The organism is Caldalkalibacillus mannanilyticus JCM 10596 (assembly GCF_000615945.1).
Classification (GTDB): domain Bacteria; phylum Bacillota; class Bacilli; order Caldalkalibacillales; family JCM-10596; genus Bacillus_AT; species Bacillus_AT mannanilyticus.
This window is the reverse complement of sequence record NZ_BAMO01000098.1, coordinates 1-931: the sequence shown is the minus strand read 5'-3', so window position 1 is coordinate 931 and position 931 is coordinate 1. Positions and strand designations below refer to the sequence as shown.

At 36.0% G+C, this 931-nt stretch carries 2 protein-coding genes and 1 tRNA gene; 1 reads left to right on the top strand and 2 read right to left on the bottom strand.

Going from position 1 to position 931, the window contains the following annotated elements; translation table 11 throughout:
* Nucleotides 1-72 precede the first annotated feature (72 nt).
* A tRNA-Asn gene (locus tag JCM10596_RS22820) sits at nt 73-147 on the bottom strand.
* A gap of 260 nt (nt 148-407) precedes the next feature.
* On the opposite strand from JCM10596_RS22820, the gene JCM10596_RS29010 reads away from it, so the two are divergent.
* Nucleotides 408-542 carry a YfhD family protein gene (locus JCM10596_RS29010; protein ID WP_081792167.1) on the top strand — a complete coding sequence of 45 codons (135 nt, stop codon included), beginning with the start codon at nt 408-410 and terminating at the stop codon, nt 540-542.
* A 63-nt stretch (nt 543-605) separates the two neighbouring features.
* On the opposite strand, the gene JCM10596_RS22810 is transcribed toward JCM10596_RS29010, so the two are convergent.
* Nucleotides 606-830 carry a hypothetical protein gene (locus tag JCM10596_RS22810; protein WP_025029059.1) on the bottom strand — a complete coding sequence of 75 codons (225 nt, stop codon included), beginning with the start codon at nt 828-830 and terminating at the stop codon, nt 606-608.
* Nucleotides 831-931 lie beyond the last annotated feature (101 nt).

The window sequence follows — 931 nt, the reverse complement described above, 5'->3', positions numbered from 1 at the left end:
TCGAGACGGGTTGACCCCGTCTACACGATTTCCAATCGTGCTCCTTCGGCCAGCTCGGACATCTCTCCATGATGGCTCCACAGGTAGGACTCGAACCTACGACCGATCGGTTAACAGCCGATTGCTCTACCACTGAGCTACTGTGGAACAATTTAATTAGCAGCGACAATTAATAATTTATCATATCCAACTTAATAAGTCAACAGTTTATCCTACAATAAATTATTCCATTTTTATTTTTGTTAGCTTTATCTATTAAGAGTACATATCTCTCTCATATACATAGCCTATTGACGGCTTTTTCGCCCTCTAAATCATCACTTCATGAATTTGGCTGTATGATTCACACTGATAAAACACACTTTAAATATGGGTCGTCTAAATTCTTCAGATGAGGTGATCAAACAATGACAAAACGCAAAAGCATCCCAATCGCAAAAAATGAAGACGTAGAGTTTTCTCGTGATCTAGCCGATAGGAATGATTTTGAAGCACTAAGAAGAGCCCATCGAGCAGACAGACGACAAGAAAAGAAAAAATGATGATTATTTTCTTTTTCTTTTCATTGGAGAGGGCATAGGAACATGTTCCTATGTACTTCTCTTTTACCTTACTTCTATTTGCTTTTCATCTAATTTCACTAACTCTAGGCCTAAATCCTCGATTATTAATATATCCCCAGTTCTATTGACTTCTAACGTACCAAGAAAATGCTTTAGTTTGTATATTTCAACTTCCCACATTTCTTCTTCCTCTGACACATAGATTTCTGTCGTCAATGGGTTATAGATAAATTCATAATCGCCTATTTTTTTTCTACCTAACTCCATCTTTTTCAATCCTTTTTTAAGTTTCTTCCTTATTATAAGGGACTTATTGTGAGATTGATGAGATTAAAAAAACACCTCACAAAAAAGGTGTCTTTTTAATT

Bases quoted from the DNA above. Each gene is read 5' to 3' on its own strand.
- JCM10596_RS29010 (WP_081792167.1), top strand. From the start codon at position 408: ATGACAAAACGCAAAAGCATCCCAATCGCAAAAAATGAAGACGTAGAG.
- JCM10596_RS22810 (WP_025029059.1), bottom strand. From the start codon at position 830: ATGGAGTTAGGTAGAAAAAAAATAGGCGATTATGAATTTATCTATAAC.